The organism is Bacillus sp. EKM206B (assembly GCF_011066015.1).
GTDB classification, from domain to species: Bacteria; Bacillota; Bacilli; order Bacillales; family Bacillaceae; genus Bacillus; species Bacillus velezensis.
Genome location: NZ_JAAMNL010000005.1, coordinates 290,881 through 313,741 on the forward strand (window position 1 = coordinate 290,881; position 22,861 = coordinate 313,741).

Sequence of the window (22,861 nt, forward strand, 5' to 3'; positions counted from 1 at the left end):
AATAAATCTTTTGTCCTATCTGACGATAATAGATTTAGCTTTTCAAAGAAGGAGACTGAAAAAATGAAACAACTGATACATTGGATCAAACAGCCATCCATCAGCAAGCCGCTGATCGCGGCATTTTTAGCCGTATTGGTGCTTCCGGTCGGCATACTCGCCTACTTCAGCTACCAAACGGCGGGGAATTCACTAGAAAGCGAACTGACCCACAGCGCCCAGGGAAATGTCAGCGAACTGAACAGCGTGCTGGAAAACATGCTTGAGGGTAAGCTGAAAGCGATTGACTACTACAGCGAATCAATCACAAAGGAAAAACTGAACACAAAAAATAAATCGGTACTGCTTGACAAAATGAAGCAGTATGTCACCGTAAATGACGATGTCGCGTCAATTTACGCCGCGTCTCGCGACAAAGCGTTCGTGAAATATCCGTCCGTTGACATGCCGTCCGATTATAATCCGCTCACGCGCGAGTGGTATACAAAAGCGGTTGAAAAAAGCGGACAGCCAGTGTTTACCGAGCCTTATAAAGACGCTGCAACCGGACAGACGGTCGTTACGATTGCCCAGCAGACAAAAGACGGATCAGGCGTTGTGGCGCTTGATATTAATCTGGGCGACCTTCTGAACGCTTCCGAACGCGTCCAGATCGGTCATAAAGGTTTTGCCTTCATTACAACGGGAGATAAAAAATACATCGCGCATCCGACTATAAAAGCGGGAACGGAAGGCTCCGGAGAGTGGACGGAAGAAGTATTTTCCAAATCAAGCGGATCGTTTGAATACATGTTTGAAGGACAGCAGAAGAAAATGGCCTTCACGACAAACAAATTGACGGGCTGGAAAATCGCCGGCACATTTTTTGTCAGTGAGATCCATGACGCAGCCTCGCCTGTCATGAAAATGGCGCTGATCATCCTGGCGGTTTCTCTTATCGTCGGCGGTATTTTAATCGTTTTTATCATTCGCTCGATTGCAAAACCGCTCAAAAAACTTGTTTCGACATCAGCTAAAATCAGTGACGGCGATTTAACGGAAGTCATTGACATCAAGTCAAAAAATGAATTCGGGCAGCTCAGCCAAAGCTTCAATGAGATGTCGGCGTCACTCCGGTCTGTCATCGGCGTCATCCAGTCATCCGTCGAACATGTCGCTTCTTCATCCGAAGAGCTGACGGCATCCGCCGGACAGACAAGCAAGGCGACAGAGCATATTACACTGGCGATTGAACAATTCTCAAACGGAAACGAATCACAAAGCGAGAAATTGGAAGAAAGTGCTGATCACCTTTCCCAAATGAATGCGGGCATTGCCGAGACGGCGAATGTATCGGCGGAAATCACTGAATCCGCCATCCAAACCTCTGAAACCGCCGGAAGCGGAGAAGAATTAGTGGCGAAAACGGTAGGCCAGATGAAAACAATTGATCGTTCCGTACAGCAGGCGGAAGCGGTCGTAAAAGGGCTGGAAACGAAGTCGCACGACATTAAGAGCATTCTCAACGTCATTAACGGCATTGCCGATCAAACAAATCTGCTTGCCTTAAACGCTGCCATTGAAGCGGCCAGAGCAGGCGAATACGGGCGGGGCTTCTCCGTCGTTGCGGAAGAAGTGAGAAAGCTTGCCGTACAATCAGCCGGCTCCGCGAAGGAAATCGAAACGCTGATTCAGGAAATCGTCAAAGAAATCGCCACATCGCTTTCCGTATTCCAAGCGGTGAATCAAGATGTGAAGGAAGGCCTCGATATTACGGATCAAACGGCCGAAAGCTTCAAAAAAATCTCAGAAATGACGACTCAGATTTCAGGCGCCTTGCAGCATATGAACGGAACGCTTGAGAAGCTTGCAGCCGGGTCGCAAAATGTGACAAACGCGGTGGAGGACATTACCTCAGTCGCCAAAGAAGGGTCCGCCGGCATTCAAGACATCGCCGCCTCAGCTGAAGAGCAGCTGGCCTCCATGGAAGAAATCAGTTCATCCGCCGAAACGCTTGCGCATATGGCCGAAGAACTGCAGCAGGTCACACGGAAATTTACGATTCAGTCTGAAGACGAAGAACAGCTGTAGCGAGCTGTTTCTTTTCCTCATTTTAAAAAAGCGATACACTAGTATAAAAGAAGGGAGTGGCAGTGATGAGATTAGAAGGCAAAAAAGTCATAGCGCTTGTCAGTGACGATTTTGAAGACTTAGAGCTTTGGTATCCCGTCTACCGGCTGAGAGAGGAAGGCGCGATCGTTCATTTAATAGGAGAAGAAGCGGGCCGTTCATACAAAGGAAAATACGGTGTGCCCGCGACGGCGGATTACGATTTTAAGAGCCTGATTATTCAGGAGTATGATGCCGTGCTCGTGCCTGGCGGCTGGGCTCCTGACAAACTGCGAAGATATCCCGAAGTTTTGGACATCATCCGTACGATGAACGAGCAGAAAAAGCCGATCGGCCAGATCTGCCATGCGGGGTGGGTGCTCATATCTGCCGGAATTCTCGCAGGAAAAAAAGTAACGAGCACGCCCGGCATCAAAGACGACATGACAAATGCAGGGGCACAGTGGCTGGATGAAGCTGTCGTAACTGACGGCCACATTGTATCAAGCCGCCGCCCGCCCGACCTTCCGCAGTATGCAAAAGCGTTTGCTGATCTGTTAGCGTCCAAATAAAAAACATCCGCCCGAATCCGGGCGGATGTTTTTAGTTTTGATCGGCGGGAAAGACAATTCCGATTTGTTTTCTCGCTTCTTCCATAATGCTTGCCGTAATGAAAGAACGTTCAAATGTATTTTCGGAAGACTCCCGCTGTCCGTTTCGAAGAAGATTGATGAATTCAGCCGTTTCGTAGTACATCGACGGTTTCAGATCAGGGACTGAAATGTCTTCCGTCCGGCCGTCACGATAGCGGATTTCCGCCCGTTCCGGTCCGTGAATGCTGTCCAGAACGATCGTGCCGTCTTCACCCTGAATTTCCGCCGGGGCAAACGAATTTGAGATTTTCGAATGCATCAGCACCGCTTCAAATCCGTCGTATGACAGAATGACCGTGCCTTCGCCGTCAACGCCGGATGCTAGTTTATGACCGGTCGCAATGACGTTTTTCGGTTTGCCGAACAGGACGACGGCCGGATAAATGCAGTACACGCCGATGTCCATTAACGAACCGTTCGATAATTCAGGCTTAAACGCGTTTAGCACCGTACCGTTTTTATATGCATCATATCGTGATGAATATTGGCAGTAGCTTGCCGTGAATCTCCTGACGGGTCCGATTTTATGTAAGTGGTTTTGAAGCATGCTGAAGTTCGGCAGGAACGTTGTTTTCATGGCTTCCATCAAGAGAACGCCGTTCGTTTTGGCTGCGTGAATCATTTCATCCGTTTCCCTTGCGTTAGACGCAAACGGTTTTTCGCACAGTACATGCTTGCCGTGTTCCATAAAAAGGACCGCCTGCTCTTTGTGAAATGCATTCGGGCTGGCGAGATACACCGCGTCATAGGCTTTGCTTTCCGCCATTTCTTTCAGGCTGGTGAAAGAATGAGCAGCGCCGTGTTTGCCGGCGAATTCCGCCGCGCGTTCCTCAGTTCTGGAATAAACCGCCGTTAATTGAAAATCATCAATAGCAGAAGCCGCCTCCAGAAATCGTTCTGTAATCCAATTCGTTCCGACTGTTGCAAATCGAATCATTGCTATCGCTCCTTCTATGTATTGGCTTACATTATAGCTTTTTTTCTGAGAAACATAAATGGAAAAAAGGCTGGCAGCTAAAGGGATAGGGAAAATTCCCATAGAGACCGGTTATTATTTTTCATTACAGGAACGATAGTGTACAATTTAAGTAAAATACATATGATGGAGGAACAATAGTGGAAACATTGCAAACATGGGGCGGCAGATTTAAACAGTTTTTCTTAGACAATAAATTTGTCTTGTTTTTGCTTGTATTGCTGCTCATCGGTCTCAATATCCTTGTCTTTATGAAGACATCATTTATTTTCACACCTATTATCGTCCTGCTCAAAACGATTGCGCTCCCCGTCATTTTGACAGGAATTGTTTATTATCTGCTTAATCCGATCGTAGATATATTGGAAAAAATAAGAGTGAAAAGAGTCTATTCCATCCTGCTCCTTTACCTCATTATTATAGGGCTGATTACGATTACGGTCGTTTCAATTATTCCGTTTTTAAAGGAACAGATCATGAGCCTGATCGACAATCTGCCGAAATATGTGGATATTGTTGAAGATCAGACGAAAAGCCTGATCGGAAGCGATTTTGTAAATCAGGCGCAAAAGACGATGAATATCAACATTTCCGATCTTGCTAATAAAGTATCGGCGCAGGCGGCGACAATTGCAAACAGCACATTTACCGGAGTCGGGAATTTTATCGGCGCGCTGACGGAAGTGATTATTTCAATTGTGACCGTGCCGTTTATTCTGTTCTATTTGCTGAAAGACGGCAAAAAACTGCCGATTTATATCTTAAAGTTTGTGCCCACCCGTCTGAAAGAACAAACGTATACGATGCTTAGTGAAATGAACCACAGATTAAGTTCCTATATCAGAGGACAGGTCATCGTCAGCTTCTGCATCGGGTTTTTATTATTTATCGGCTATCTGATTATCGGACTTGATTATGCGTCACTGCTTGCGGTCATTGCGGCTTGTACGAGCGTTGTTCCGTATTTAGGGCCGACCATTGCCATCACGCCGGCGATTATTATCGCGTTGGTCACTTCGCCCCTTATGCTGCTGAAGCTTGCGATTGTATGGACCGTTGTCCAGCTCGTGGAAGGGAAATTAATTTCGCCGCAGATCATGGGGAAAAATCTTCACATTCACCCGATTACCATCATCTTTGTTCTTTTAACCGCCGGAAAGCTGTTCGGGGTTGTCGGCATTATTTTAGCCATCCCGGGGTATGCGGTCATCAAAGTGGTCACGACCCATCTGTTTGATTGGTTCAAAATGCGTTCGCATTTATATGAAGAAGAAAAAAATGATGCTGGATCGAAGTCATAAAATCGGAACGGACATGATATTTATTATAAGACAGGCTTTCCTTCAGAGGAGAGCTTCTCTTTTGTAAATGATGAATGAAGGGAAGAATGGGATGACACTATGGGAGATGTTCACAGCAGCCGTTTTGGGAATCGTGGAAGGGCTGACGGAGTATGCGCCGGTTTCTTCCACGGGACATATGATCATAGCGGATGACATCTGGCTGAAATCCGGAAGCCTGATGAATCCGGAAGCCGCCAATTCCTTCAAAGTGGTGATTCAGCTCGGTTCGATTCTGGCGGTGGCCATTGTGTTTAAGGATCGGATATTACATTTACTCGGCCTCAAAAAAAACGTCACGCGCGATCAGCAGAAGGGATACAGGCTGACCATCGCGCAAATCGCCGTCGGTCTTGTTCCGGCGGCGGTGCTCGGCTTTTTATTTGAGGATTTCATTGACCGCTATTTATTCTCCGTCAGAACGGTCGCTTACGGATTAATTGCCGGAGCCGTGCTTATGCTTATAGCGGACTGGATCAATAAAAGGAAAGAAACGATCGATACGGTGGACAGAATCACCTACAAACAGGCTTTCTGTGTCGGATTATTCCAGTGTCTCGCCTTATGGCCCGGATTTTCCCGCTCAGGCTCAACGATTGCCGGAGGTGTCATTGTTGGCTTGAATCACCGGGCAGCCGCAGACTTCACATTTATTATGGCTATTCCGATTATGGCGGGCGCAAGCCTTCTGAAGCTGGTGAAATACTGGAGCAGTCTTTCTTATGACATGATTCCGTTTTTTCTTGTCGGCTTTATCTGCGCCTTTGTCGTCGCCCTCTTAGTCGTCAAATTTTTTCTTCGGCTTATTAACCGGATTAAGCTTGTCCCGTTCGCCATTTACCGTGTCATCCTCGGCATCATTTTAATCATGCTCGTGCGATAAACGAAGAGGCCCCCCGGAGGGTCTTCTTTTTATGTTCGAAAAACGTCTCAGGTAAATATGAGCAAACTGAATTTTCTGCTTGAAATTCATAGAAGACTCGTCTATAATAAAACATGACGTTACAGCACGGGGCCATAGCTCAGCTGGGAGAGCGCTACGCTGGCAGCGTAGAGGTCAGGGGTTCGAGCCCCCTTGGCTCCATACCTTTAAACCCTTATTCTATAAGGGTTTTTTTATTTGTCAGGAACAGAGCCAATAGCCCAAAAAAGCAATTGGGGACAATTTGGGGACGGAAAATTTATTTTGGGAAGTTTAGTTGCTTTTCGCCTTCAAATTAGGATTGAAGAAGCCGCCTCTAAAGGCGGCTTTGTTGTTTATCAATTTTCTTGCGGAGCAATCTTTGCTGGTGTAGCACCGCAGAACAGGAAGAATGTAAATAATACTGGTGGAGAAATTGCTACACCTAATTTGCCCAGATATTCCAATACTGTCCACCAATCTCCTTTTTCAATTGCCTTTTGAACTTTATCTAATGCTCCTTTAGAGATACCAATAGCATCTTCAAGGCATCTTTGAACGGTGTTCTTTTGGACACTTGCATACTTATATTCCTTGTTCATATAGTTAGCGAAGGCGATCATACCCTCTTTTTGACCTTTGGTATAAGGAGACTTTTCAAGCTCACCCTCATTAACTGTGTAACCTGTTTCTTCATCAAAAATTACAATTTTAGTAAAGATGTACTCAACTTCTTTTAAAGATTTTTCAATTTGTTTTTTAGTTAATCCATCTAACCCGTTCTCTTCCTCTGCTGAAACTGTTGGCGCTATTGTAGCAATAGCAAGAAGTAGGGTCAACGCCAGAAAAACTAATCTTTTCAACATTATAACTCCCCCTTTTGGAAAATTGTACAAGCAACTACATGGTAACACATTTTTTTCCAAATGAGGGTATGTTTATCCGGTTTTAATCTGTTTAGACAGGATAAGTCAAATATCGACAAAAAAGATTATGACCATAAACTCAAAGCAAGAGTCGAAACCCCCCATGCTATTATCCCAAACATTACAGAGAACCTAAGACAAGCTTCAAATTTTGAAAGCCCTCGCTCTCTTTTTGTTTTACCTAATTTCCAATAAATAGCGTATCCGGAGAACACCAAAATGATTATTCCAAGTCGTGTCATGTTTTCTAAAAATTCTATACCATCCATTGATTTTCACCTCGTTTTTATTAATGAGAAAAAATAAAGTAGACTTGTAGAGAGTCTACTTATACACGTTTATCCAAAGTACACATTTCTTTAGAGCTGAGAACGCTTGAGTGATAAAGTAAGGCTCATTTTAAAATGGCACATCCTTATCCCCTCCCCATTTGTATTCCCGACACATTAGTTTTATTATCGCAAATAGAATGGCCATTTCCAACAGTTATGTGAAAATAAGTAATGCGTAATATGTCTAATGGTATAAGAAATGATGTATCTTTTATCCAACAAAATCATGATTTTATAATCACTGTAGACCGCAAACAAATTGCGGTTTTTTTTCGTTCAAACATAATTTGGAAATGTTAGAATATTATATAAAAGGAGGAGTGGCCTTGTGAGTTCTGTTTTACCATCATCGGAGGTTGGCGTTAAGATTAATGAATGGTATAAAATGATACGTCAGTTCAGTGTTCCGGATGCGGAGATTTTGAAAGCGGAAGTGGAACAAGAAATCAATGAGATGGAAGAAGACGAGTATCTACTGATTTACTACACCCTCATGAAATTCCGCCATCAGCTCATGCTGGATTATTTAGAACCGGTGACTACCCGTGTGAGACCGACAATTGACGAGCTGTTGGAAAAAATCGAAGCATCAAATAAAGGAATTTCCGGCCTGCTGTGCTATTATTCTTTATTTTTCCGCGGCATGTATGAATTTGATCAAAAGCAGTATGTAAAGGCGATCGGCTTTTATAGAGAGGCTGAAAAACAACTCGTTCATGTGCATGATGAAATTGAGAGAGCGGAGTTTCATTTTAAATTGGCTGAAGCATATTACGGTATGAAACAAAGCCACGTCTCCATGCATCACGTAAAGCAAGCGCTCGATATTTACGATCAGTATGAGTTGTATAAGGTCCGGAAAATTCAATGTCTATTTGTCGTATCAGGGAACTATGTAGACTTTAAACGTTATGAAAAAAGCTTGCCGCATTTAGAAAAAGCTTTAGAGTTGTCGAAACAAGTAAACAATAATGAAAGGCTGCTCAGTTCTGCTTATTACAACATAGGAAAGAATTACGGAGACTTAGAAGAATACAATAAAGCTGAAATCTACTTAAAAAAAGCAGCGGAGATATCTGAAAAGTATAAATTGGGTAACCTTCCGCATTCCTTGTTTACATACGCAAAGCTTCTATTTAAACAAGGGAAAACAAGCGAGGCGATTAAAATCAGCAAAAAGGGACTTTCATCAGCGATATTTCAAGGAGATAAGCTGTTTGAATCTCTGCAAAAATATTTGGAGGCTTTATATATTAATGCAATAGACCAAATAGGAATCAAAAAAACAATTGATTACCTTGAGAAACATAAAAACTATTCGTATGTAGAAGATATTGCGCTTGATACGGCTGCTGTTTATGCAGAGTCAAAGCAATATGACAAATCTTATTTTTATCATCAAAAAATGATTCAAACGCAAAAACAAATTCAGAGGGGAGAATGCCTGTATGAATTTTAGAAAAGGCGTATTTATCATTGTGTCGGCTGTCGTTTTAATGTCAGGGATCGGTCTAGCAACATCGGCTGTTTCATTTGATGGATCTTATCAAGTTTCCTCTGATCGTAATCAAACCTAAGAAGGAGAGTGCCTGTATGAAAAAAGCATCTTCATTATTTTGGGTCTGTCATTGACTTTAGTATGTGGGTTGGGTATGAACTCAGTAGAAAAACAAGCACAAGATACAATCAAAGTAGCTTCAGATCGCCTTCAAACTTGAACAGCTTACGCCTTTTCTTCGGAAAAGGCTTTTTTAGTTTCTTCATTATATTGTTTTAAAACATCCACTTGTTTTTATGCTTATCCCATTTCAGCATACGTTGCCTCAGGAGGTTCTTCACTGCTTCCCGGATAGCGCGTTCATCCTTGCCGGTTTTTCTCTTCAATTCATCCAAGGAGGGGTTTTTTCCGAATTGGATCATGTTAAAGATAATCCGGTACACTTTTCATTCAAAATGTGATCATCTCCCAACTTCATAAGTCTCAACGGATAAAAGAGAATCAAATATAATAAGCCATGTATCCCCCTTATGAACTGCGCAGATAACCTCGCGTATGTATCCGTCGTCATAAAGCTCGAACGATAAATCTATGCTAATATTAAAAAAATATGGCACTCTATATTTTTAGATCTTAAGAATATATAAGAATTGATAAGCTCAATTTTCTAATTTAATGGAGGGAAAATAGAAAGGAGAGAAATGATAAAGTATTTTGGAATAGTGTCGCTTATCATCCTTTTATTCACATTGTGTTTACTGCCTCATATTCATTGGGCGCTTGGAATCCTAGGAATTGTCGTGGGGAGTATTCTAGCAATCAAATCACCTAAAGGAATTGCTAAGTATATTTCTTTTGTTATCCTAGCACTTTGTTTACTTTTACTATTATTATTGATTGTGATGGGCGTTTTGATGGCAGGTCTAGTGGAAAATTAACTTTAATTTATAATCCTATTTGGGGACAGATGGGGACGAATTAGGGACCAACTTGTTCATTTTTAGCCAAAACAGAAGATTTTTTATCAGAAAGGCTGGTCAGCAAACCTTATAAAATAAGGTTTCAAAATAAAACGTCTGTTTATATCAGAAACTCATCTCCAGACTGGCAGCGTAGAGGTCAGGGGTTCGAGCCCCCTTGGCTCCATACCTTTAAACCCTTATTCTATAAATAAGGGTTTTTTTGTTTTTTCATCTTCTGCGGCAGCCTCTATGTTCTGCTTCATTTCTAACAATTCAAAATAAAGGAAAGAGAGAAAATGAAAAAGAAAATCTATCTTCTACTAACTCTTTCAGCGGCACTGGCACTTCTTTTAACAGCGCTCCCGGCTCTTTCTCCCGTCGTCTTCACGTCTGCTTCAGAAAAAGGAGCCATCAGGCATGACATTTATAAAAAAGGATATATCCGTATCAAAGCTACTTTGCGATTCTTCAAAAAGAAGAAGGCGGCGGAGAGGCCGGGAACCTTTATTATGTAAATTGGTTCAATTGGAAAGATGAAACCGGACAGACACCGCACGTATGTTATTCAAAAAAATCGTCCGAAGGCGAGTACAAAGTAAGCTGCGGAACCGGACCGTAATGATCAAGAGCCCCTCTCCAATGAGGGGCTCTTTCTGTCGATGCCGCTCTGGCTCTCCGTTTAATATCCCCAATATAACGGCGTATCATAATGCCGATACGGATCATTCGGATAATGCGTATTTGGCTGATAAGGCTTATTCATATCATGAATACCCGTGTTTTCAGTCTGTCCGCAGTATTTATCGGGGCCTATCACAGTTGATTGCCGGATCGGGGAAACGGCTTTTTCCCACTCATGCTCATTCAGACAGTACGTATGCGCCATGATCTCAGGCGGCGTCAGACGGAGAATATCCGAGCCGTATATCACTTCAGGCGAAGGGGCGTCAAATATGGCCAAAAGGTGGGTTTTGTCTGAAGTGGCGACTTCATAATGCCACCACCCCTGCGGAACATTCGCCACTTGTCCTGAAGAGATCGGATAATTCCGTATTTTCTGGGTGAACGGATTCAGCATCGACACCACCGCGGAACCCGAAATACAGTACACCAATTCAGCGGCGTTTTGATGGGTATGCGGTTCAATCACATTTGTTTTGCTCAGAAAGATATCTAATAATGAAATATTTTCAAGCGTGTTTAACTGTTTAATCCCCAATACATTGATAAAGTTCCGAGCATCTTTCGTAAAAAAACGGCTCTCATTCACATCATAAGTGAACTGTGTATTCGGAGACGTGTAATCGATATCGGAAACCATGCACTCCCCCGCTTTCATCTTTAAACGTATATTCCCAAATATATGTGTCCCTGTTTCACCGGGTGATAAAAAAAGGAGGTGAAATCCATAAATTCCAAATCCAACACAATATTGTGACGACTTTTTTAAAGATTCATTTTCAATATATCTTTTATTCGAAATATCTCTTACTATAAAGATATATTGAAAATACATCTTTAGAAGGGTTGAGGATTAACATGCTGGATGAGAGAACAATAGACATCATCAAAAGCACAGTACCCGTATTGCAAACACATGGAGAAAACATCACCGGACGCTTTTATAACCTGATGTTCCAAGATCATCCCGAACTGTTAAATATGTTTAACCAAACGAACCAAAAGAAACAGACTCAGCGCGCAGCATTGGCAAATGCAGTCATTGCGGCTGCGGCGAATATTGATCAATTAGAACAAATCATTCCGGCGGTCAGACAGATCGGCCATAAACACACAAGCATCGGTGTAAAACCGGAACATTATCCGATTGTCGGAAAGTATCTGCTTCTGGCAATTAAGGATGTGCTGCAGGATGCCGCAACTCCTGAGATTATGCAGGCATGGGAAAAAGCTTACGGTGTTATTGCGGAGGCTTTCATCGGCATTGAAAAAGACATGTACAATGAAGCCGGATGGCAGGGGTATAAAGAATTTACGGTTATACAGAAAACGAAAGAAAGCAAAGATATCACATCATTTTATATCAAACCGAGTGACGGTTCTTCGCTTCCTGGATTTGAAGCGGGACAATATATCAGCATTAAAGTGCGGATTGCGGATTCTCCTTATACGCACATTCGCCAGTACAGCCTGTCTGATGCTTCTCAAAAAGGGGCATATCGGATTTCTGTGAAAAAGGACGGAGCGGTTTCTTCTCATCTCCACAATGAAGTTCAAGAGGGAGATAAACTTGAAGTCAGCGCACCCGCCGGGGATTTCAAGCTGTCTTCTGCCGAAAAACCGGTTGTTCTTATCAGTGCCGGTTCCGGAATCACGCCGATGATGAGCATGCTGAAAACAGCCGCCGAAAAACAGCCGGAGCGTGCCGTTACTTTTATTCATGCCGCGAAAAACGGAGAGTACGCCGCGTTCCGCAAAGAGGCTGAACAAGCTGCGGAGAATCATCCGAATCGTAACATCATTTACGTATACAGTGAACCGGCAGAACAAGACCGCTCAGGAGACAAGCCTTTTTACAGCGGCAGGATTGATCAAACCTTCTTGGAGCAGCTTCATCTGAATCAAGATGCTGAATTTTACTTGTGCGGATCAGCGCAGTTTATGACGCAAATGAAAGATATGATTCTTGCACTCGGGTTTGACTCTGATTCCGTTCAATATGAATTGTTCGGCCCTCAGCTGAGCATGGCATAACAAAAAAGACTCCTCAAAGAGGAGTCTTTTTTATTTGCACAATGTGTTCTTTCTCCGTCTTTTTCCCTATTTTATTGAAATTTTCATCAATGACCAGTAAAATTATAAATCTAGTGATTCCGGAATTAAAGGAAGGTTGATATGAAAAAGAAAGCAAAGACCAAAAGGGTGCTTGGGTGCCTTTTTGCTGTATCTCTTATATTCGGATTATTTCTGGTATCAATGGTGTTTTCGAAATTCATAGTGACGGAAGAAAAACCGCCTGAAGAGGTGGACGAGCAGCAGGTCTTTATTGACAGCCTTTCCGGGCATGCTCAGATTTTATATGAGAAATATCATGTCCTTCCGAGCATCACCCTCGCACAGGCCATTCTCGAATCGGACTGGGGGAACAGTGAGCTTGCGGGGAAAGCGCGCAACCTGTTCGGTGTAAAAGGTGATTATAAAGGAAAACACGTCACGATGAAAACGGATGAATTTGAAAAAGGAAAACGAAAAACGATTCGGGCAAAATTCCGTAAATACAGCACGTTTTTTGAATCAATGGATGACCATGCCAAATTATTTGTCAACGGAACGTCTTGGAATAAAAAGAAGTATAAGCCCGTCATTGAAGCGGACAATTATAAAACAGCGGCGGCTGCCCTTCAAAAATCCGGCTACGCCACAGACCCCGGCTATGCTGAAAAAATTAAAGATGTCATAGAAACCTATAATCTGAATGAATATGACAAAATCAATGCCTCTCTTAAGGCAGTTGATATGAAAGGCGCCATCAAAGACCACGCCATTGAAGACGTGTGGTCCAAGCCGTCAAAAGAGCGGCATTCTATTAAACTGGCATCGGCGCAAAAGTTTACCGGCCAGCATATTAAAGTCGTATCTGAAAAACAAAACGGAGAATCCGTCTGGTACCAAATTCAAGTGAAAGATGAGCTGATCGGCTGGGTTGACCAAACCGCCGTCCAGTTAAGTGAAGAAACATAAGCATCAAAAAAAGCCGGCAGCCCGCCGGCTTTTTTACATTCCTTCAGTTTCAAACCTTTTAATATCACGTTTATGCCCCATCAGCACAAGGCAGTCACATTCATGAATGACAGTCTCCGGAGAAGGGGACAGCTGAATGTCTCCGTTATGTTTCACGGCGAGAATGCTGCAGCCGAATCTGGCCCGGACGCCGAGATCAAGAATGGATTTTAAATGCAGCTTTTTCGTGGCTGAAAGCTCCACGATGCTGTATTCATCTGACAAATCAATATAATTTAAGACGTTTTCATCCGAAAGGCTTTGCGCAATCCGCACGCCCATATCCTTTTCGGGATGGATAATACGATCAGCACCGATCTTTTCAAGCACTTTGTGATGATAATAGTTTTGCGCTTTCACCCAAATATTAGGGATGTTCAGCTCCTTCAATAACAGCGTCGTCAGCGTGCTTGCCTGAATGTTGGCGCCGATTGCTACGATGACATATTCAAAATTTCTGATGCCGAGCGACTGAAGCTCGCTTTCTTCCGTTGAATTTGCCCGCACAGCATGCGTGGCATAAGAGGAGTATGCGTTGACCCGCTCTTCGCTGATATCGACCGCAAGCACCTCATGCCCCATTTTAAAAAGCTCTTTACAGATGCTTCCGCCGAAACGGCCGAGTCCGATGACGGCAAATTGTTTATTTTTGATTTTTCCCAATCCTCATAACTCCTTAAGAAACTGTTTTCGTCACTCCAAATACAACAAACAAGAATGTACTCCTGTTTCAAGGGTTTGTCAATGCGAGGGCCGGAAGAAAGAAAACAGCACAAAAAAAGACCGGCTGACAAGCGATGGGCTTGTGCCGGTCCGTTTTTCGCAATTATTTGCAGTTGCAAGGCTGTGTCGGCGGTGTGCTGCGTTTTTGAACAACAATTGTGTCCTCAGCATAGAATTTAGAGCCGATGCTTAATGATTTATTTTCTGCACGGAACTTATATGTACCTGCAGCAGGCAATGTTTTATTATTAAGAGAAAGCTTGAATTCCGCTGCGCCGAGCAAATCAATGTTTAACGGAAGTCTGACTGTTTTGCCGTTATTCAGAATCTGTCTTTCACGCAAAGCGTGTCCGTTGACTGTATCTTTTGTTGTAGCCGCAAATCCGCTAGGAAGGGTAAATTCCATAACGCCTAAGCTCAGGATCGTGTTCGGACGGTACGTCAATTCGATATCAGAAAATGACCATTCCTGCTGGCTGGCACCTGTATATTTTGCAAATAAGGTAGCAGTCGCTTTCGTGGACATTTCCGGCTCGTGAACGGTTGAGCCTGACTCAGCGGCGAATGACGCTGTCGGCAGAGAAAGAAGCAAAACCAGGCCGAATAAACTTGCCATGACAGTTGAGAAAAATTTCTGTTTCATTTTCATAAATCCCCCTAAAAAAAATTTGTTGATTGTTCTTAAAAAAGAACGTCCATACCTATAAAAATTTACCATCAATTTTAATGGAAGTAAATGGGGTTATGTTCCTATATTTTCTCAAAAATAATCAAAACACGACAAAAAACGCCTGATTTTGATTCAGGCGTTTTTTTCGTCCGTTTCTATCGGGATAAATTTAAAAATCTCCCCGCTCTGAACCGAGTCGGCGAGCCGCTTCAGCCAATGATAATAAGCTTTCGAACTTTCAAGCTGATCATATAACTGCCGCGCTTCTTCCTGTAATTCCGCGTTGCCTTCCTCGGCCAGCAAAACGGACTGCAAATCCGCCTGGGCCTGTTCGATGGCGGACAAATTCACCTGAACTTCACGATCCCATTTCGGCGGGAAGAAATTCGTGAAAAACGTAAAGAAATCTTTTTCCGCTACAAACGTATGCTTCCGTGTGCCGCGGTGAAAGGTTTTTTTGACCACATTTAAATCCTGCAGCTTTTTGACGCCTGTGCTCATACTCGGTTTGCTCATCTGCAGTTCCTCACGCATTTCGTCAAGCGTCATTTCATCCCTCATATACATTGTTCCGTATAAAATCCCGACACTCCGGGTGATTCCGTAAAGATCCATCGTCTCTGCAATGGAATCAATGACAAGATCCCTGGCTTGTTCTATAGCTGCGAATTCTGGATTCTCATCCATACTGTCCCTCTTTTCCTCTTGAAATTTAAATTTGTTAAGTCATTTCTTTATGTTCTTAATCTTAACGAATCATGACAAAATGTCAAAATCTAAACGGACTGACCGGGTTTTGACAGGCAAAAAAACATGTGTTAAATTAATATTGTTAAAAACATTAAATTTTTATTTAACAAACTTACTTTTCGGTAAGGAGGACTCTTATGAGCAAAACGCTTTATATCGGCGGCGAATGGATCAGTGCAGAAAAAAAACAGACGCGCCGTATCATTAATCCATTTAATCAAGAAGAAATTGCAACGGTATGCGAAGGAGACCGGGATGATGCGGTGAAAGCCATCGCTGCAGCCAGAAAAGCATTTGATGAAGGGGAGTGGCCGGTGCTTTCCGGGCTCGAGCGCGGACAATTTGTTCTGAAAATTGCGGAATTAATCAGACGCGATCTGAACGAATTAGCTGAGCTGGAATCGCTCGATACAGGAAAAACGATTGAAGAAAGTAAAGCCGATATGGATGATATCGCAAATGTATTTCAATATTATGCCGGTTTGGCGGATAAAGACGGAGGCGAGGTCATTTCATCTCCGATTCCCGATTCCGTAAGTAAAATCGTCAGAGAGCCCATTGGCGTATGCGGACAAATTACGCCGTGGAACTATCCGCTCCTTCAGGCGAGCTGGAAAATCGCTCCCGCTCTTGCGGCCGGAAACACGATCGTTTTAAAGCCGAGCGAGATTACTCCGCTGACAACCATTAAAGTCTTTCAATTAATAGAAGAAGCCGGTATTCCGAAAGGGGTTGCCAATCTTGTGCTGGGGCCGGGCGCCTCTGTCGGCGACGAGCTGGCGAGAAACCTCGACGTCGATTTGGTCTCTTTTACGGGCGGAATTGAAACAGGCAAAAAAATCATGCAGGCGGCAAGCGGCAATGTGAAAAAGATTGCTCTGGAGCTTGGCGGCAAAAATCCGAATATCGTATTCCAAGATGCAGATCTCGAAACAGCTGCAGATCAAGCGCTGAACGCCGTGTTTTTCCATGCCGGCCAAGTATGTTCGGCAGGGTCCCGTCTTTTGGTGGACGAAGCCATTCATGATGAATTTTTAGCCGAGCTGATCAAGCGCACGAAACGCATAAAATTAGGAAACGGTTTTCATGAAGATACGGAAAGCGGTCCGCTGATTTCCGCCGAGCATCGGGCTAAAGTCGAAAAATACGTAGAAATCGGCATCGAAGAAGGGGCAAAACTGGAAACAGGCGGCAAACGTCCTGATGATCCCGCCCTTCAAAACGGTTTCTTCTATGAACCTACTATTTTCTCAAACTGCAAGTCTGATATGCGGATAGTCCAAGAGGAGATCTTCGGCCCCGTTTTAACAGTTGAGTCATTTTCTTCTGAAGAAGAAGTGATCAGACTTGCCAACGATACCATTTACGGGCTGGCCGGAGCGGTATGGTCGAAGGATATTGAAAAATGCGAACGCGTAGCCGCCAAACTGCGGATGGGAACGGTATGGATCAATGATTTCCACCCGTATTTCGCGCAAGCGCCATGGGGCGGGTACAAACAATCGGGCTTCGGCCGCGAACTCGGCAAAATCGGTCTGGAAGAATACACGGAAATCAAACATATTTACCGCAACACGAAACCTGCACCCGTGAACTGGTTTCAAGCATAACGAGGAGGAGATACAATATGACATTAAATATGAAAGTAGAAAGCATGCATAAATTCCATACATTCGAAATCCCGACAGTCATTAAACACGGAATCGGCGCGATTCAGCACGCGGGAAGTGAAGTCAGAGCGCTTGGCGTCACAAAAGCGCTGCTCGTAACAGACCCGGGAATTTATAACGCGGGAGTGGCAAACCCGGTCATTGAATCTTTACAGGAGGCGGGCATCGAAGTCGTCCTGTTTAACAAAGTGGAGCCGAACCCGCCTGTACGTCTTGTAAACGAAGGATCAGAACTGTATAAAAAAGAAAACTGCAACGGCCTTGTGGCTGTCGGCGGCGGAAGCTCCATGGATACAGCGAAAGCCATCGGGGTAGAAGCGACACACGAAGGAAGCGTGCTTGATTATGAAGCCGCGGAAGGCAAAAAGCCGCTGGAAAACCGTATTCCTCCGCTGACAACGATCCCGACGACTGCGGGAACAGGTTCAGAGGTCACACAATGGGCGGTCATTACAGATGAGAAAAGAGAATTTAAATTCAATACGGGCGGACCGCTTATCGCCGCGCATTTAACGGTCATTGACCCTGAGCTGCACACGTCCATGCCTCCGCATGTGACGGCCATGACAGGTATTGACGCACTTGCGCACGCAATCGAGTGCTATACGATGAAATTCGCGCAGCCGATCACTGATGCCGTCGCTTTAATGGCCATTGAATATGCGGCGCATTATATTAAGCGCGCGTTTGCGGACGGAGAGGATTTGGAAGCAAGATACGGCATGGCGCAGGCGGCGATGCTTGCCGGCCTTTCATACGGCAGTGAATCAGCAGGCGCGGCGCATGCGATGAGCCAGACGCTCGGCGGCATCATCCCTGTCGCTCACGGACAATGCGTCGCAGCTATGATGGGGCCGGTAATGGAATACAACTGGAAAGGCTATCCGGAAAAATTCGCCCGCATCGCCAAAGCATTCGGAATCGATACAAGCAATATGACAACCGAAGAAGCGGCAAAAGCGTCCGTCAACTGGATGTATGATCTTGTAAAAGATTTAGAGGTACCGAGTTTAGAAGAACAAGGTGTGTCTCCGGACATGATTGAACGTTTAACAAAAGAAGCTATGAAAGATCCGCAAACTTTCGGAAATCCAAGAGATTTGAATGAGAAAGCATACAACTGGATTTACAAACGCTGCTTTGATCTAACGCCGAAAACGGTATAATAAATGAACCCCGCTCCTTTACAGAGCGGGGTTTTTTAAGGATAATGTCAAGAAAAAGGCGGTGGTGGCTGATGTGGAAACGCATAACAGCAAAGACGGAAGGCGTATATATAGCGGATACCGAACAATTTGTTACCAAAAAGATGGACAAGCTTCGTGCGGAATACGGCGGGTTTCCCGGTGACCTGCATTTCGGACTGACAAAAAAGGCCGGCGCGCGTGAGCCGATGTATGAAAGAGGAACAGAAATTTTTAACCGGAGACAGATTTCAATCGTGTCCATGGAGGAATGTGATGACATTGCGGAGAAGATGGGGATTTCTCATATCTTTCCCGAATGGCTCGGCGCTAACATCGCAATCAGCGGTTTTTCTGCACTGACGCCGCTTAAAGAAGGAAGCAGAATGATATTTCCAAGCGGTGCGTCTCTGTTGTGCGAGGGAGAAAATGATCCGTGCATTCAGCCGGGAGAAGTCATTCAATCCTTTTATCCGGATCAGCCAAAACTCGCCGCGGCGTTTGTGAGGCACGCGATGGGCAGAAGAGGAATTGTCTGTATTGTTGAACGCCCGGGTGACATATGCACGGGCGATGCGGTCACCATCCATTCTTATGAACCGAAACGCGCCAAGAAAAAAATCGAGAAGGTCTGACTAGACCTTCTTGATTTTTTGTTTGATTTCTTCTATTTGATTAATGTGACGCTTTTCATGATGGCCGATAAAATCAATCCACTGGCGGATCGTCAGTTCTTGAAAAACAGGATGCGGAAGCACACGTTCAAAGTCTTCCTCGTTTAATGATGAAATAACTGCGGTCAGCTGCTGTCTTGCCGTATCTAATTCTTGTTTTGCTTCAATGACTGATATTCGGTTTTGCTCAGGTTCGAGGTGTGACGGCGCCGGCCGTTTATCTGTTCTGTCCTCTATAAACTCCATCGGTTTTTCTTCTATTTCTTTTAACGGTGCGTCTTTTGCCTGCTTTGATAAAAGGGTCTGCGCTGTTTCGTCAATTTTCTTTAAATGGTCAAGGACTTCCCGCACGCTCCACTCATCAGCCGCGGGCTTTCGGTTGAATTCTTCATCAGAGAGTCCTTTCAGTTCTTCCCAGATCTGCTGTCTGGCTTCATTAAAAATGCTCATCCTATCTCCTCCTTTAGAGTAAACATATCATATCCGGATTGGATAATCATGTAATCAGCCTTCCTTATCAGAAAATTGAAACCATTTACCTTTACATCCGTATATAAAGTAACACTCCGACACCTCGGCCGAAAGGAGGATAGAAGATGGACATATTTCATCTGCCGCTTGAAACGGTCTATCTTTACACATTGATTATTTCGGGAAGTCTCACGCTTTTGATTCTGTTTTTTCAAGATGTGTTTCACGGCCTCTCGGAAGCCATTCCTGTTTCATTTTTAAACCCTGCATTGATTCTGTCTTTTTTAACAATCTTTTCAGCCTCAGGTTATATCGGCGAAATCGCCGCTCCGCTATCAAGTCCTGTCATTGCGTTGCTTTCATTTGTTCTTTCGGTTCTTTTGGTCAGCCTGCTTCACTTCTTCGTCCTTGTCCCGCTTTCATCAGCGGAAGAATCGCTAGCATATCGGGAGACGGATTTAAAGGGCAGAGTCGGCAGGGTCATTACTTCCGTCCCGAAAGACGGCTATGGAGAAGTAATCATAGAGGGAATAGGGGGCGCCATTTCTAAATCAGCCGTCAGCTTTGATCAAGAACAGATCAAGTACGGAACGGCCGTATTAGTGATTGACGTAAAAGACGGAGTGCTTTTTGTGACGCCGCATGAACCAATCTGATATCTAAGGGGGAACTGTTATGACTATGCCGATTATCATCGTTATCGGAATCGTATTCTTTTTACTCATCGCACTTATTGCTGTATTTATTACGAAGTACCGGACGGCGGGGCCGGACGAAGCCCTTATCGTGACCGGAAGTTATTTAGGAAATAAGAACGTCCACATTGATGAAGGCGGAAATCGTCTGAAAATCGTCCGGGGCGGGGGAACGTTCGTGCTCCCGGTATTCCAGCAGGCAGAACCTCTCAGTTTACTGTCAAGCAAACTTGATGTCTCTACACCTGAAGTCTATACAGAACAAGGCGTGCCGGTAATGGCCGACGGAACCGCCATTATTAAAATCGGAGGCTCCATCGGTGAAATCGCAACAGCAGCTGAACAATTTTTGGGGAAATCTAAGGACGACCGTGAGCAGGAGGCGCGGGAGGTGCTGGAAGGCCATCTGCGTTCCATCCTCGGCTCCATGACCGTTGAAGAGATTTATAAAAACAGGGAAAAGTTTTCTCAGGAAGTCCAGCGGGTCGCGTCTCAGGATCTTGCTAAAATGGGGCTCGTGATCGTTTCTTTTACGATTAAAGACGTCCGTGATAAAAACGGCTATCTTGAATCATTAGGTAAGCCGAGAATCGCCCAAGTCAAGCGGGATGCGGACATTGCCACGGCAGAAGCGGATAAAGAGACGAGGATTAAACGCGCGGCCGCTGATAAAGACGCAAAAAAATCAGAGCTGGAGCGGGCGACGGAAATAGCTGAAGCGGAAAAAATCAATCAGCTGAAAATGGCGGAATACAGAAGAGAGCAGGATACAGCAAAAGCCAATGCCGACCAGGCATATGATCTTGAAACAGCAAAAGCCCGCCAGCAGGTGACAGAGCAGGAAATGCAAATTAAAATTATTGAGCGGCAAAAGCAGATTGAATTGGAGGAAAAAGAAATTCTGCGCCGTGAGCGCCAATATGACTCTGAAGTGAAGAAAAAAGCCGATGCTGACCGTTACTCGGTGGAACAAGCGGCCGCGGCCGCAAAAGCGAAGCAGCTCGCAGAAGCGGATGCCGAGCAGTACAGCATCGAAGCGATGGCCAAGGCGGAAGCGGAACGCGTGAGAATTGACGGTCTTGCTAAAGCGGAGGCTGAAAAGGCGAGAGGAGAAACCGAAGCGGAAGTCATCCGCCTGAAAGGTCTCGCAGAAGCGGAAGCTAAAGAAAAAATCGCCGAAGCATTCGAAAAATACGGGCAGGCTGCAATCCTTGATATGATTGTGAAAATGCTGCCTGAATATGCGAAGCAAGTCTCAGCGCCTCTTTCCAACATTGATAAAATAACCGTCGTTGATACGGGAGGAAGCGGTGAAAACAGCGGGGCCAATAAAGTCACAGGCTACGCAACCAATTTAATGGCCGGTCTTCAGGAAAGCTTAAAAGCATCTTCCGGAATCAATGTAAAAGAGCTTATTGAGAATTTTTCAGGTAAAGGAAACATAAAACAAAGTATAAATGAACTTACAAAAGAACTGAGTGATTCAAACGAACGGCACAGCCAGGAATAAAAAAACAGCAGGCGTAAACCGCCTGCTGTTTCAGTTTGTCCGCTTAGCTTCAAGAAGCCGCGGCGCAGTCATGAATAATAAGATAAGGACAATGGCCGAAAGGATAAAAGAAGGAATCATATAAGTCGCGTTATAGACGGACGAATAAATCCAGACCGGCGTGCCCTTCGGAGCATAGCTTCCGAAAAAGACAGCTCCGGAGACCACATGTGCCGCATAGCGCAGCACACTGCCGATGAAAACACCGCCTATAACATACATCGTTAAAGCGCCTCTTTTTTTATTCAATGCCGATTCCCGTACACCGGAAGCAAACGAGCCGCTGAAACCGAGGACTGCAAAGGCCGCGATGTAATCAAGAAATAGCTGCACCGGGTGCTGCAAAAACAAATTGCCGATGGCGATCTGGACAATCCCTGTCAAAAAGCCTGTCGTAAGCCCGGCTTTCACTCCCCAGCGGAATGAAATCAAAAAAATCGGAATCATCATAATAGAGACCGAACCGCCTTGGGGCATCCGGAGAAACATACCTGAGACAATGTCCAGAATGACAGCCGCCCCGGTCATAATCGCTATTTCAATTAAGCGCACAAGCCGTGTTGAATGATTCATAGTTTTCCCCCTGGTCAGACAACCGTAACAAGGATAAACAAAAAAGCAGCGCGGGGAAGGATGGGAAAAGGTCCGCGCGCTGCTTGCATAAACTGCAAATCATTTGGCTTTGCCACATCCCTACGCCAGCGTTAACTAACAGGTTCAAAGGGTCAGAACAAAATGTTCACTCTCAGCTTTAATGCTCCCCTTGTGGTCATCAAGTATTTAGTTCAATCTTACTATACAAGAAAATATGCCAAACCACAAGACAGCTTATCTTTCTATAGAAGAGAAACTGAAATAAGTATGAAAGAAAATAATTAATGGTTTTTTTTAAAAAACTATTGTCATATTTTCAAAAGGGTGTTATATTATTAAACGTCGCTGATGAACAGCAGACAACAACGAAAAGCTTCGGAAACAACGTAAAAAAAGTTGTTGACATAAAAGAAGCTGAGTGGTAAGATAATAAAGCTGCTTCAACAAGCGGTAATGATCTTTGA

At 44.4% G+C, this 22,861-nt stretch carries 21 protein-coding genes, 1 tRNA gene, 2 pseudogenes and 1 riboswitch; of the genes and pseudogenes, 15 read left to right on the forward strand and 9 right to left on the reverse strand.

Features of this window, described 5'->3' with window-relative positions; genetic code table 11:
* Positions 1 to 63: 63 nt before the first annotated feature.
* The 3 genes and pseudogenes from G9F50_RS20870 to G9F50_RS12195 form a co-directional block, all read left to right on the forward strand.
* Positions 64 to 1,104: pseudogene (locus G9F50_RS20870) on the forward strand (HAMP domain-containing protein); the annotation flags it as partial.
* Positions 1,099 to 2,070 (forward strand): methyl-accepting chemotaxis protein, encoded by a 972-nt coding sequence (locus tag G9F50_RS20875; RefSeq protein WP_425340276.1) that lies wholly within the window; start codon positions 1,099 to 1,101, stop codon positions 2,068 to 2,070. The pseudogene G9F50_RS20870 and the gene G9F50_RS20875, both read left to right, overlap by 6 nt.
* A 65-nt stretch (positions 2,071 to 2,135) precedes the next feature.
* A complete protein-coding gene (locus G9F50_RS12195; protein ID WP_003152143.1) occupies positions 2,136 to 2,660 on the forward strand; it encodes a type 1 glutamine amidotransferase domain-containing protein in 525 nt (174 codons plus the stop codon).
* A gap of 31 nt (positions 2,661 to 2,691) precedes the next feature.
* On the opposite strand, the gene G9F50_RS12200 is transcribed toward G9F50_RS12195, so the two are convergent.
* Positions 2,692 to 3,678, reverse strand: a complete 987-nt coding sequence (locus G9F50_RS12200) for a Gfo/Idh/MocA family protein (protein WP_060561859.1) — start codon at positions 3,676 to 3,678, stop codon at positions 2,692 to 2,694.
* A gap of 179 nt (positions 3,679 to 3,857) precedes the next feature.
* Here G9F50_RS12200 and G9F50_RS12205 point away from each other — a divergent pair, with 179 nt between their 5' ends.
* From G9F50_RS12205 to G9F50_RS12215, 3 genes are all read left to right on the forward strand, one after another.
* Entirely contained in the window at positions 3,858 to 5,018 is a 1,161-nt protein-coding gene (locus tag G9F50_RS12205) for an AI-2E family transporter (protein WP_007408629.1), read from the forward strand.
* Between the two features lie 91 nt (positions 5,019 to 5,109).
* Positions 5,110 to 5,940, forward strand: coding sequence for an undecaprenyl-diphosphate phosphatase (locus G9F50_RS12210; protein ID WP_007613337.1), 831 nt, complete (start codon positions 5,110 to 5,112; stop codon positions 5,938 to 5,940).
* A 128-nt stretch (positions 5,941 to 6,068) separates the two neighbouring features.
* Positions 6,069 to 6,141, forward strand: a tRNA-Ala gene (locus G9F50_RS12215).
* Between the two features lie 176 nt (positions 6,142 to 6,317).
* On the opposite strand, the gene G9F50_RS20585 is transcribed toward G9F50_RS12215, so the two are convergent.
* A complete protein-coding gene (locus G9F50_RS20585) occupies positions 6,318 to 6,824 on the reverse strand; it encodes a hypothetical protein (protein WP_060561858.1) in 507 nt (168 codons plus the stop codon).
* Between the two features lie 125 nt (positions 6,825 to 6,949).
* Complete coding sequence (locus G9F50_RS12225) at positions 6,950 to 7,153, reverse strand: hypothetical protein (protein ID WP_038464241.1); 204 nt, start codon at positions 7,151 to 7,153, stop codon at positions 6,950 to 6,952.
* 391 nt (positions 7,154 to 7,544) lie between these two features.
* Here G9F50_RS12225 and G9F50_RS12230 point away from each other — a divergent pair, with 391 nt between their 5' ends.
* Positions 7,545 to 8,675, forward strand: a complete 1,131-nt coding sequence (locus G9F50_RS12230) for a response regulator aspartate phosphatase (protein WP_052827810.1) — start codon at positions 7,545 to 7,547, stop codon at positions 8,673 to 8,675.
* Positions 8,676 to 9,972: 1,297 nt separating this feature from the next.
* Positions 9,973 to 10,295: pseudogene (locus tag G9F50_RS12235) on the forward strand (hypothetical protein).
* Positions 10,296 to 10,355: 60 nt separating this feature from the next.
* On the opposite strand, the gene G9F50_RS12240 reads toward G9F50_RS12235, so the two are convergent.
* Positions 10,356 to 10,997 (reverse strand): cupin domain-containing protein, encoded by a 642-nt coding sequence (locus G9F50_RS12240; RefSeq protein ID WP_053574145.1) that lies wholly within the window; start codon positions 10,995 to 10,997, stop codon positions 10,356 to 10,358.
* Between the two features lie 218 nt (positions 10,998 to 11,215).
* On the opposite strand from G9F50_RS12240, the gene hmpA reads away from it, so the two are divergent.
* Both hmpA and G9F50_RS12250 read left to right on the forward strand, forming a co-directional pair.
* Positions 11,216 to 12,391: an NO-inducible flavohemoprotein gene (gene hmpA / locus G9F50_RS12245; RefSeq protein ID WP_060561856.1), complete on the forward strand. Its 1,176-nt coding sequence runs from the start codon at positions 11,216 to 11,218 to the stop codon at positions 12,389 to 12,391.
* A gap of 141 nt (positions 12,392 to 12,532) precedes the next feature.
* Positions 12,533 to 13,378 carry a glucosaminidase domain-containing protein gene (locus tag G9F50_RS12250; RefSeq protein ID WP_014418724.1) on the forward strand — a complete coding sequence of 282 codons (846 nt, stop codon included), beginning with the start codon at positions 12,533 to 12,535 and terminating at the stop codon, positions 13,376 to 13,378.
* Between the two features lie 33 nt (positions 13,379 to 13,411).
* On the opposite strand, the gene ktrA is transcribed toward G9F50_RS12250, so the two are convergent.
* The 3 genes from ktrA to cudC form a co-directional block, all read right to left on the reverse strand.
* A complete protein-coding gene (gene ktrA / locus G9F50_RS12255) occupies positions 13,412 to 14,080 on the reverse strand; it encodes a potassium uptake protein KtrA (RefSeq protein ID WP_060561855.1) in 669 nt (222 codons plus the stop codon).
* A gap of 163 nt (positions 14,081 to 14,243) precedes the next feature.
* Positions 14,244 to 14,783 (reverse strand): biofilm surface layer hydrophobin BslA, encoded by a 540-nt coding sequence (gene bslA, locus G9F50_RS12260; protein ID WP_015240450.1) that lies wholly within the window; start codon positions 14,781 to 14,783, stop codon positions 14,244 to 14,246.
* A gap of 159 nt (positions 14,784 to 14,942) precedes the next feature.
* Complete coding sequence (gene cudC, locus G9F50_RS12265) at positions 14,943 to 15,497, reverse strand: transcriptional regulator GbsR (RefSeq protein ID WP_007410170.1); 555 nt, start codon at positions 15,495 to 15,497, stop codon at positions 14,943 to 14,945.
* 200 nt (positions 15,498 to 15,697) lie between these two features.
* Here cudC and betB point away from each other — a divergent pair, with 200 nt between their 5' ends.
* From betB to G9F50_RS12280, 3 genes are all read left to right on the forward strand, one after another.
* Positions 15,698 to 17,170 (forward strand): betaine-aldehyde dehydrogenase, encoded by a 1,473-nt coding sequence (gene betB, locus G9F50_RS12270; protein ID WP_039063515.1) that lies wholly within the window; start codon positions 15,698 to 15,700, stop codon positions 17,168 to 17,170.
* Between the two features lie 17 nt (positions 17,171 to 17,187).
* Entirely contained in the window at positions 17,188 to 18,396 is a 1,209-nt protein-coding gene (gene gbsB / locus G9F50_RS12275) for a choline dehydrogenase (RefSeq protein ID WP_060561854.1), read from the forward strand.
* A gap of 71 nt (positions 18,397 to 18,467) precedes the next feature.
* A complete protein-coding gene (locus G9F50_RS12280; RefSeq protein ID WP_003152182.1) occupies positions 18,468 to 19,049 on the forward strand; it encodes an MOSC domain-containing protein in 582 nt (193 codons plus the stop codon).
* Here the strand turns inward: G9F50_RS12280 and G9F50_RS12285 are convergent, their stop codons facing one another.
* On the reverse strand, positions 19,050 to 19,538 hold the full coding sequence (locus G9F50_RS12285) for a DinB family protein (protein ID WP_043021198.1): 489 nt from the start codon (positions 19,536 to 19,538) through the stop codon (positions 19,050 to 19,052).
* A 146-nt stretch (positions 19,539 to 19,684) separates the two neighbouring features.
* Here G9F50_RS12285 and G9F50_RS12290 point away from each other — a divergent pair, with 146 nt between their 5' ends.
* Both G9F50_RS12290 and G9F50_RS12295 read left to right on the forward strand, forming a co-directional pair.
* Positions 19,685 to 20,215, forward strand: coding sequence for an NfeD family protein (locus G9F50_RS12290; protein WP_032876878.1), 531 nt, complete (start codon positions 19,685 to 19,687; stop codon positions 20,213 to 20,215).
* Positions 20,216 to 20,234: 19 nt separating this feature from the next.
* Entirely contained in the window at positions 20,235 to 21,764 is a 1,530-nt protein-coding gene (locus G9F50_RS12295) for a flotillin lipid rafts scaffold protein FloT (protein WP_060561853.1), read from the forward strand.
* A gap of 30 nt (positions 21,765 to 21,794) precedes the next feature.
* Here the strand turns inward: G9F50_RS12295 and thiT are convergent, their stop codons facing one another.
* The gene (gene thiT / locus G9F50_RS12300; RefSeq protein ID WP_059367954.1) at positions 21,795 to 22,376 is read right to left on the reverse strand and encodes an energy-coupled thiamine transporter ThiT; all 582 of its coding nucleotides are present in this window, start codon (positions 22,374 to 22,376) and stop codon (positions 21,795 to 21,797) included.
* A 100-nt stretch (positions 22,377 to 22,476) separates the two neighbouring features.
* Positions 22,477 to 22,577: riboswitch (TPP riboswitch) on the reverse strand.
* Positions 22,578 to 22,861 lie beyond the last annotated feature (284 nt).

Bases quoted from the DNA above. Each gene is read 5' to 3' on its own strand.
- G9F50_RS20875 (WP_425340276.1), top strand. From the start codon at position 1,099: ATGTCGGCGTCACTCCGGTCTGTCATCGGCGTCATCCAGTCATCCGTC.
- G9F50_RS12195 (WP_003152143.1), top strand. From the start codon at position 2,136: ATGAGATTAGAAGGCAAAAAAGTCATAGCGCTTGTCAGTGACGATTTT.
- G9F50_RS12200 (WP_060561859.1), bottom strand. From the start codon at position 3,678: ATGATTCGATTTGCAACAGTCGGAACGAATTGGATTACAGAACGATTT.
- G9F50_RS12210 (WP_007613337.1), top strand. From the start codon at position 5,110: ATGACACTATGGGAGATGTTCACAGCAGCCGTTTTGGGAATCGTGGAA.
- G9F50_RS20585 (WP_060561858.1), bottom strand. From the start codon at position 6,824: ATGTTGAAAAGATTAGTTTTTCTGGCGTTGACCCTACTTCTTGCTATT.
- G9F50_RS12225 (WP_038464241.1), bottom strand. From the start codon at position 7,153: ATGGATGGTATAGAATTTTTAGAAAACATGACACGACTTGGAATAATC.
- G9F50_RS12240 (WP_053574145.1), bottom strand. From the start codon at position 10,997: ATGGTTTCCGATATCGATTACACGTCTCCGAATACACAGTTCACTTAT.
- hmpA (WP_060561856.1), top strand. From the start codon at position 11,216: ATGCTGGATGAGAGAACAATAGACATCATCAAAAGCACAGTACCCGTA.
- G9F50_RS12250 (WP_014418724.1), top strand. From the start codon at position 12,533: ATGAAAAAGAAAGCAAAGACCAAAAGGGTGCTTGGGTGCCTTTTTGCT.
- bslA (WP_015240450.1), bottom strand. From the start codon at position 14,783: ATGAAACAGAAATTTTTCTCAACTGTCATGGCAAGTTTATTCGGCCTG.
- cudC (WP_007410170.1), bottom strand. From the start codon at position 15,497: ATGGATGAGAATCCAGAATTCGCAGCTATAGAACAAGCCAGGGATCTT.
- betB (WP_039063515.1), top strand. From the start codon at position 15,698: ATGAGCAAAACGCTTTATATCGGCGGCGAATGGATCAGTGCAGAAAAA.
- gbsB (WP_060561854.1), top strand. From the start codon at position 17,188: ATGACATTAAATATGAAAGTAGAAAGCATGCATAAATTCCATACATTC.
- G9F50_RS12280 (WP_003152182.1), top strand. From the start codon at position 18,468: ATGTGGAAACGCATAACAGCAAAGACGGAAGGCGTATATATAGCGGAT.
- G9F50_RS12285 (WP_043021198.1), bottom strand. From the start codon at position 19,538: ATGAGCATTTTTAATGAAGCCAGACAGCAGATCTGGGAAGAACTGAAA.
- G9F50_RS12290 (WP_032876878.1), top strand. From the start codon at position 19,685: ATGGACATATTTCATCTGCCGCTTGAAACGGTCTATCTTTACACATTG.
- G9F50_RS12295 (WP_060561853.1), top strand. From the start codon at position 20,235: ATGACTATGCCGATTATCATCGTTATCGGAATCGTATTCTTTTTACTC.
- thiT (WP_059367954.1), bottom strand. From the start codon at position 22,376: ATGAATCATTCAACACGGCTTGTGCGCTTAATTGAAATAGCGATTATG.